This is a genomic window from Blastomonas sp. (assembly GCF_041747255.1).
Taxonomy (GTDB): Bacteria; Pseudomonadota; Alphaproteobacteria; order Sphingomonadales; family Sphingomonadaceae; genus Blastomonas.
This window is the reverse complement of record NZ_JBGTFM010000176.1, coordinates 1-7,998: the sequence shown is the minus strand read 5'-3', so window position 1 is coordinate 7,998 and position 7,998 is coordinate 1. Positions and strand designations below refer to the sequence as shown.

Annotated in this window: 6 protein-coding genes and 2 pseudogenes; 4 read left to right on the top strand and 4 right to left on the bottom strand. The window is 61.9% G+C overall.

Features of this window, described 5'->3' with window-relative positions; genetic code table 11:
• The 4 genes and pseudogenes from ACEW8G_RS06315 to ACEW8G_RS06300 all read right to left on the bottom strand — a co-directional run.
• Nucleotides 1-360, bottom strand: a pseudogene (locus ACEW8G_RS06315) (hypothetical protein); the annotation flags it as partial.
• Between the two features lie 90 nt (nucleotides 361-450).
• On the bottom strand, nucleotides 451-966 hold the full coding sequence (locus ACEW8G_RS06310; RefSeq protein ID WP_373487588.1) for a hypothetical protein: 516 nt from the start codon (nucleotides 964-966) through the stop codon (nucleotides 451-453).
• Nucleotides 967-991: 25 nt separating this feature from the next.
• A complete protein-coding gene (locus ACEW8G_RS06305; RefSeq protein WP_373487587.1) occupies nucleotides 992-2,764 on the bottom strand; it encodes a tetratricopeptide repeat protein in 1,773 nt (590 codons plus the stop codon).
• A 206-nt stretch (nucleotides 2,765-2,970) separates the two neighbouring features.
• Nucleotides 2,971-3,867: a hypothetical protein gene (locus ACEW8G_RS06300; protein ID WP_373487586.1), complete on the bottom strand. Its 897-nt coding sequence runs from the start codon at nucleotides 3,865-3,867 to the stop codon at nucleotides 2,971-2,973.
• Between the two features lie 146 nt (nucleotides 3,868-4,013).
• Here ACEW8G_RS06300 and ACEW8G_RS06295 point away from each other — a divergent pair, with 146 nt between their 5' ends.
• From ACEW8G_RS06295 to ACEW8G_RS06280, 4 genes and pseudogenes are all read left to right on the top strand, one after another.
• Complete coding sequence (locus ACEW8G_RS06295) at nucleotides 4,014-4,364, top strand: hypothetical protein (RefSeq protein ID WP_373487585.1); 351 nt, start codon at nucleotides 4,014-4,016, stop codon at nucleotides 4,362-4,364.
• 36 nt (nucleotides 4,365-4,400) lie between these two features.
• Nucleotides 4,401-5,789: a 30S ribosomal protein S12 methylthiotransferase RimO gene (gene rimO / locus ACEW8G_RS06290; protein WP_373487584.1), complete on the top strand. Its 1,389-nt coding sequence runs from the start codon at nucleotides 4,401-4,403 to the stop codon at nucleotides 5,787-5,789.
• Between the two features lie 110 nt (nucleotides 5,790-5,899).
• The gene (locus ACEW8G_RS06285) at nucleotides 5,900-7,432 is read left to right on the top strand and encodes a flavin-containing monooxygenase (RefSeq protein WP_373487583.1); all 1,533 of its coding nucleotides are present in this window, start codon (nucleotides 5,900-5,902) and stop codon (nucleotides 7,430-7,432) included.
• Nucleotides 7,433-7,618: 186 nt separating this feature from the next.
• Nucleotides 7,619-7,998: pseudogene (locus tag ACEW8G_RS06280) on the top strand (leucyl aminopeptidase family protein); the annotation flags it as partial.

Here is a 7,998-nt window from a genome sequence, read left to right as displayed (position 1 = left end):
CCGATACCGTGCCAGCGTATCTTCATACAGCACGCGATATTTGCGCGTCTCGCTGCCGCCGCCCGCAGTCGGGCCGTGGTGCAGCGGCCGCCCGATGATGTCATCGCACAATACGCCCCAATAGTGGCGCGTATAGGCAAGGTGCAGGTGCCAGGCCTGATCGACCCGGTCCGATGGCGTCACCGGCGTATCGCCGGTTGCCGCAAGATACAGGAACCGCCGGTATTCCTGCATCACCTGCTCGGCAAATCGGGCCGACCAGCCGTTCTCGCGCGCCAGCCGCCGGGTGAACGTCAGCGCCGCGCCATCGGGCTCGATGCGCATCGCGGCCAGCGCTTGCCACAGTGGATCATCCGACACCTGCATTGCCCCATCCCCCGCTGCTGTGCTGCGCGATGATTACATCCGATCGCGCCACGCAGCAATGCGGGTGATGATGCTGCTGGCACATCAAGCCGGCATGGTGCCGCCGTTGGCTTTGACGCATGATGCGATCATGTTGTAACCAAAGCCCTTGAGTTGTGTCGAGATCGGACCGAAGCTCTCTTTTTCGAACTGCACCGTTATGGTTTTCGCAGTCTTCAGCTTGGCGATGACGGGGTGGCCGCCCTTGGGGTCGCGCCACGCGCCCATCGCACGATAGGTGAAGCCCGCGCGATATGCGGCGAAATCGGTCTTGAGCTTGGTGCCATCGTCGAAGGTCAGCATGATGTCGAACTCGGGGTCGCGCTCCAGCGCCTTGTCGACATAATCGCCATCAAGATTGTGGACCGCAACGTTGACGTTGCCGTTGTCAGATTTGATGCTGATCTCAAGCTTCTTGTTGTCATCGAACGGAAATTCGATGCCGCAAATGCCGTTGCGGTCAATGCTGCCAACGTTGATGTTGATCTGCGCCAGAGCGGCGGTGGCAGGTAATGCGATGAGCGCGCCGAGGGCGAGAAGGCGGGGTGCAATCGGTTTCATATGATGGGTATCCTTGGCTTGGGTCTCAGCAATAAGGGTTGAACGACGGGCAGACGCTTGAGCGGCCGCTGAGGTAGTTCATGCGGTTGTTGAAATTGGTGCGGTCAGCCCGCGCCAGATGGTTTTGCCACGATGCGCTGGTATCAGGCCCGGTGGCATAGGGCCGGGCCGATGCCTGCTGGACCCATTGCGCGGCGGCGCGCGCAAAAATGGTGCTCCAGCTGTTGGCATTGCGCTGTGCGGCGGCGGCCATTTCGGCGTTGCGCGCCTCATTGGCCTCGCGCGCCACGGTGCCGCGCATCACGCGGTACATGCCGATCGACTGCGCATCGCCGCGATTGGCGGCATAGAGCGTGTAGCCTTCGCCCTTGGCACGATCGACCGGCACGCCTTCGCCGGTCCAATAGGCATAGCCCACCCATTTCGCGGCCTCGACATGCCCTTGACGCGCGGCATTTTCCAGCAGGATGAAGCCGTTTTTTCGGTCGGGGGTGTCAAAGATGCCAGGCTGGCCGTAATACATCCAGCCGCCCATCATCCATTCGGCATCGGCGACCGCTTCTTCCATCAGCCGGGCAACGGTGAACAGTGCAGCCTTGCGGTTGCCGGTTTTGGCCTCTTCGCTGGCGCGGGCGAGTTGCTGTTTGGAAGGCAGCGTCGGGTCGATCAGCGGACGCTGGCTGCGCGCGCTATCCACAGCCGTGCCGAGCGCAGTGACGCGGTCGCACGCCATCGCGTCGCGCGCGGTGCAGGCCTTGTCCAGCAGCGCGACGGCGATCGGCAGGTTGCGCTTCACCGATCTGAAGCCATCGGCATAGAGGATACCGAGGTTGCGACAGGCAACCGCAAGCCCCGCGTCGCAGCCCTGCCGGAACGACACCGGCACCTCCCATTGCGCCAGCTTCGATCCAGGCAGCTGGCGCTTACCCGCCTCACCGGCGTCATTGCAGGCTTCCGCCACCCCGGCCATGCAGGTTGAGGTGAGCATGAAGCTGCCCTTTTCGGCCAGTTTCGGGTCGCCGCTGTAAACCAGATAGCGCGCGTGGAGCGCGCAGCCCAGGGTCTTGTCACCGCTGCCGTCTTCGCAGGATGTGCGAGCGAAGCTCGCGGCCTTGGTGGCGTCGGCTGCGGTGCCGCGCCCCATATGGTGGGCATAGGCTAGTCCCGCACAGCCCCATGCGGCCTTGGCGGCGCAGGCGGTGGTGAACAGTTTCAGCGCGGCCGTGTGGTCGGCGGTATCGCTGCTTTCGTTGAACAGCGACCCGGCCTTGAGACGGCAGCCCAGATCGGCCTTGGCGTTGCACGCTGCATCCCACAGGCTGAGTGCGCGCGGCTTGTCCTGCGCTACGCCCGCGCCGCGATAAAGCGCGAGCGCCTGCACCGAACAGGCATCGTGATTGCGCAGTTCCTCGCAACCGCGCCGCGCGGTCTCGTGCGCCAGAGGCAGGTTGATGTAGGCTGCAGTGCCTTCGCGGATGATCGTCGCGGCTTCGGCGCAGGCGAGACCTGAGCCCTTTTTGCAGCCCTCAAGATAATAGCCGACCGCGATCCGCATATTGGGGGTGATGTCACCCAGGCCGGTCTCGAACGCTTCGGCAAGCTGGATGCACGATGCCGGTTTGCCGCCGATGCAGGCGTTCGACCAGTCGCGGGCGATGCCATAGAGCGTGACCGGCATGTTCTGCTGGCCGTTGAACACCGCACTGTTGCGCAGTCCATCGCGCGCCAGCGGAACTTTGGCTGCGCCCATCACCAGGCACGCGATAAAAATTGCAGCGAATACCGGGAGAAATCTCATGCTCGCGCCCACTCCTTGTGCCCGCGCCGCTTCGATTGGAGTGGCGCAATGGTCAGGGTGGCCCCGCGAAAGCCAATTTAGCTCTTATTCATACGGGTATGGCAGGCACAAGTCTGGGACGTTGTTTCAGTTCGAAACTGCTATGAATTGTTTTGTCAGCGCGACGAACCGAGGCACGGACGCCCCGGTTCGTGGCTCTTTCCGTTTTAGCGGCGAACGCGAGCGCGCGTTTCAAGGTCGAACAGACGGCGCTCAAGATAGGCGCGGTCATCGGCCGACGGGGTGAAACGCCCGTAAGCGTTTTCAAGCCGCGACAGGTCTTCGTGCTCGACACGTAACTGGGCCTGTACGGCGGCAGTCAGCCCGCTTGAAGGCAATGCACGGGCGATAGCATCGAGCCGCGTGCGCGGGGTCGCTGCTGTCTGGCTTGCGCCGAACGCAACATCGCCAACACGCACATCGAGTGCATCGAGCCGGGCATCCAGATCTGCCTTTTCGCGCTCATCCAGCATGCCGTCGCGCATGTAATTCGCTTCGGTCTGGATCAGCGCGGAATAGTCGGACTTCAAACGCGTCGCCTGGGTACGGCTGAGGCGGCGGGCAGAAAGCGCTGCATCGACGCGGCGTGAAAATTCTGCCTGCCCGTCGGCAACCGTCGCTGTGTAGCTGGTCTGGCCATCGCCATAGCGACCGTCAGAAATCACCTGTGTCAGCGCAGCGTAGCGATCAGAGAGGTCGCGGCGCTCCTGCGTGGTGAAGCGGCGATCGGCGCCATAGCGCGCCTCAAGCATAACCAGTTCGTAATAATCGGACTTCAACCGCATCGCAACCGCCTGATTAAGCGAGCCCGAACGGACATCGGCATCAAGCTGGTTTTCGAATTGCGCACGCTGGGTGGCCAGCGGGAAACGTCCCGATGCCCATTGGGCATCAAGCGATCCGGTTGCAACGTTGCGATCACCAAACAAAGCACCAAAGATCGAATTGAGACGATCCTGCTGCCGGTTCGGCTGTTGCTGCGTGTCGTTGCTCTGGGCAGACGCAGCACTGCTCATCAGCAAAAGTGCGGCGGTTGCTGCGGTGGCAGTGGTAAAAAATTTCATATACTTCATCCCTCTCGGTTTGCCTCCCATACGCGAGAGGCTTGATTTGGTTGCCGCTACCTGGCGGGTAATTGTCGCGTGACAGGCTTGATGCCAGACCGAATCCAGTTGCGCCGGTATGCCCAACATTATTGTGGAGCAGAATTATGCAGGTCTTTCGGTTGTTCCTCATTGTCGTGCTGCTGGTGAACATAGGCTATACGGCGGTCACGATCTCCAATCATGGCATTCATCTGCTGCCGGTGTTTTTCGGCGACATTGCGCGGATGGATTGGCCCGGCCAGTTCAACATGGATTTCTCCAGCTTCCTTTTGCTTTCGGGCCTGTGGACGGCGTGGCGCAATGGCTTTTCGGCGAGCGGGCTGGCGCTGGCCGTGGTCGCAGCGCTGGGCGGTATCCTGTTTTTGGCGACTTATCTGCTGGTCCTCAGCTACACCTGCGGCGGCGACATTCGCGTGATGATGCTGGGAAAACAGGCGGCGCACGTCTCCCCATGACAAACTGTCGCCAAACGTCTATCTGCCGCAGCAATCATGACAAATACCATCACCATTCCCGCCCCGCCGAAAGTCGGCATGGTCTCGCTCGGCTGCCCGAAAGCTCTGGTCGATTCCGAACGCATCCTCACCAAGCTGCGCGCCGATGGCTATCAGATGTCGCCCGATTACGCCGGGGCCGATGTCGTGCTGGTCAACACCTGCGGCTTTCTTGACAGCGCCAAGGAAGAGAGCCTTGATGCCATTGGCGAGGCGATTGCCGAAAACGGGCGGGTGATCGTCACCGGCTGCATGGGCAACGAGGCCGAGCTGATCCGCGCGCGTTTCCCCGCCGTGCTGGCAGTGACCGGCGCGCATCAATATGAGGCGGTGGTTGCCGCCGTGCACGAGGCCGCACCACCTGCGCGCGGCGCGTTCATTGATCTGGTGCCGGGGCTTGAGGATGCGGGCGCGGGCATCAAGCTGACCCCGCGTCATTACAGCTACCTGAAAATTTCCGAAGGCTGCAACCACCGCTGCGCGTTCTGCATCATCCCCAGTTTGCGCGGGGATCTGGTCAGTCGCCGCATCGACGCAGTGTTGCGCGAGGCTGAAAAGCTGATTGCAGCCGGAACGCGCGAACTGTTGGTGATCAGCCAGGATACATCGGCTTACGGGGTGGACACCCGCCACGAACCACGTGCATGGAAGGGCCGCGAGGTGCGCGCGCACATGACCGACCTGGCGCGCGAGCTTGGCGGTTTGCGCTCCGCCGATGGCAGCCCGCCCTGGGTGCGGCTGCATTATGTCTACCCTTATCCGCACGTCGATCAGGTCATCCCGCTGATGGCCGAGGGGCTGCTGACCCCCTATCTCGACATCCCCTTCCAGCATGCTGCGCCCGACGTGCTCAAGCGGATGAAGCGCCCGGCCAACGAGGCCAAGGTGCTTGAGCGGATCCGGGCATGGCGGCAAATCGCGCCCGATATCACCATCCGCTCATCGTTCGTCGTCGGCTTTCCCGGCGAAACCGAGTCGGACTTCCAGTATCTGCTCGACTGGCTCGATGAAGCGCAGCTCGACCGGGTTGGCGGCTTCCGCTTTGAGCCGGTCGAGGGCGCAGCGGCCAACGCGTTGCCCGATCAGGTGCCCGAGGCGGTCAAGGAAGACCGTTACCAACGGCTGATGGACAAGACCGCCGCAATCAGCGCCGCCAAGCTTGCCGCCAAAGTTGGCCGCACCCTGCCTGTGATCATCGATGAGGTCGGTGAAGCGGACGCGGACGATGGCTCCATCGGCGCGACAGGCCGGTCACAGGCCGACGCGCCCGAGATCGACGGCAACGTCTTCCTGCGCGATGTGCCCGCGACGCTGAAGGCGGGTGATGTCGTGCATGCGGTGATCGAGGATGCCGACGAGCATGATCTGTTCGGGGTTATTGGCTAACTGCACGCAATTTCGGTTGCAATTTACAACCGTGTCAGCATGGTATAGCTTACCCTTAACGTAAAGCGCCGCGCACAGGCGGTCGTCCTTTTCACGTGAGAGTGAGCGCCATGAACCACCAGACCCCATCCGCCCAGACCGCCGCCGCGCATGTCGACGTGCTGATCATCGGTGCAGGCATTTCGGGCATCGGCATGGCGGTGCATCTGAAGGAAAAGTGCCCCGACCGCAGCTTCATGATGATCGAGCGGCGCAGCGAGATTGGCGGGACGTGGAACCTGTTCAACTATCCCGGCATCCGGTCGGACAGCGACATGCATACGCTGGGCTTCGAGTTCGAGCCGTGGCGCGAGCAGAAGGCGATTGCCGACGGCCCCTCGATCCTCAACTATCTGCATCAGATCAAGGACCAGCGCGGGCTGACCGATCACATTCGGCTGGGGCACAAGGTTGTTTCTGCCAGATGGTCGAGCAGCCAGGCGCGCTGGACGATAAAGGCCGAGGTTGAGGGGCAGGAGATCGCAACGATCACCGCGAACTTCCTGTATATGGGCACCGGCTATTACGATTATGACGAAGGCTATGATCCGGCGTTTGCGGGGCGTGAGACCTTTGGCGGCGAGATTATTCACCCGCAATTCTGGCCGAAGGATTTTGACTATGCCGGCAAACGCATCGTCGTGATCGGCTCGGGCGCGACCGCGGTGACCATCGTGCCATCGGTCGCCGACAAGGCGGCACACGTCACCATGTTGCAGCGCACACCCACCTGGTATTTCATCCGCCCCGCCAAGGACTGGCTGGCCAACGCATTGCGCAAGGTGATGCCCGATAGCTGGGCCTATCGCTTCATCCGCTTCAAGAACGTGCGGATGCAGCAGATCGCCTTCAAGCGCGCGCGCAAGGACCCGGCGAAGGTCGGCGAGTTTTTGCTCAACAAGGTGCGCAAGGACCTTGGACCTGCCATGCAGGAGGCTGATTTCACGCCGCCTTACGGCCCGTGGGAACAGCGGCTGTGCCTGGTGCCCGATGGCGACATGTTCCAGGCGATCCGCGATGGCAAGGCGGACATCGTCACCGACCATATCGAGCGCTTCACGCCGACCGGCATCGAGCTCAAGTCTGGCAGGCATCTTGATGCCGATGTCATCATTACCGCAACGGGGCTCAAGCTGGCGATGGCGGGCAAGGTGGCGTTCTCGATCGACGGCGCGCCGGTCGATTTCACCCAGCGTTTTTATTACAAGGGCTGCATGTTCAGCGATATGCCGAACATGGCCATCGTCTTCGGCTATCTCAACGCATCATGGACGCTGAAGGTCGATATCGTCGCGACCTTCGTCTGCCGGGTGCTCAATCACATGCGCGCCACTGGCTCCGAGATCGCCGTTCCGCGTCTGGGCAGCGATGGCGCGGTCAACGAGGAACAGATTTTCGATTTCTCGTCGGGCTATGTGCAGCGCGCGCTGAATATCCTGCCCAAACAGGGCGACCGGATGCCGTGGCGGCTCAACCAGGATTATCTGTTCGACCGCAAGGTGCTGCGCGAAGAGCGGGTGGATGATGGCGTGCTGGCATTCGAGAAAGCGCATGGCGGCGTAGAGGCAGATACGGCGCGCGAGACGGCCATCGCCGCCGAATAAGCTCGGCTACCGTGACGCGTCGGTCTCCCTGGCATTATATGCCGCGTTGGCTGTGCTTATTTCAAGTTCAGCCAACGCATTCGCATCGCTCGCACATCAGGGCACGGGCCAGCGTCGTGGGGATATGCGGTTGCCGTGTCATCAATCTCTCTCGCGCCGATCAATGAAACCGATTATGGGCTTTGCATGATCGATTTTTCACATCTCGTCCAGCCTGACAATGGCCAGACTGCGCACGTCATTCACCTCGTCGAAAAGGCCGGTTGCAACGATTGGCTGAAGGATCAGCCGACGCGGGTGCGCAATCATCTTGCGGCAATACGGTTTCAGGGCAAGCCGCATGAATTGGCGGTGATCCCGGGGGACAATGCCGATGATTGGGCGGTCGTGCTGGGTGTCGCGACCATCGCGACGCTCAAGCCATGGTGTCTTGCCAAGGCGGCTGAACAGCTGGCCGGGGGCCAATATCGGCTTGCGCGCGATGCCCGGCCGGGGCTGGCGCTGATCGGCTGGGCGCTCGCGCAGCATCGCTTCACCGCCTACAAGACCGCCGACGACGTGGTGAA

Excerpts from the sequence above, each read along its gene's own strand:
- ACEW8G_RS06310 (WP_373487588.1), bottom strand. The coding sequence starts at position 966 with ATGAAACCGATTGCACCCCGCCTTCTCGCCCTCGGCGCGCTCATCGCA.
- ACEW8G_RS06305 (WP_373487587.1), bottom strand. The coding sequence starts at position 2,764 with ATGAGATTTCTCCCGGTATTCGCTGCAATTTTTATCGCGTGCCTGGTG.
- ACEW8G_RS06300 (WP_373487586.1), bottom strand. The coding sequence starts at position 3,867 with ATGAAATTTTTTACCACTGCCACCGCAGCAACCGCCGCACTTTTGCTG.
- ACEW8G_RS06295 (WP_373487585.1), top strand. The coding sequence starts at position 4,014 with ATGCAGGTCTTTCGGTTGTTCCTCATTGTCGTGCTGCTGGTGAACATA.
- rimO (WP_373487584.1), top strand. The coding sequence starts at position 4,401 with ATGACAAATACCATCACCATTCCCGCCCCGCCGAAAGTCGGCATGGTC.
- ACEW8G_RS06285 (WP_373487583.1), top strand. The coding sequence starts at position 5,900 with ATGAACCACCAGACCCCATCCGCCCAGACCGCCGCCGCGCATGTCGAC.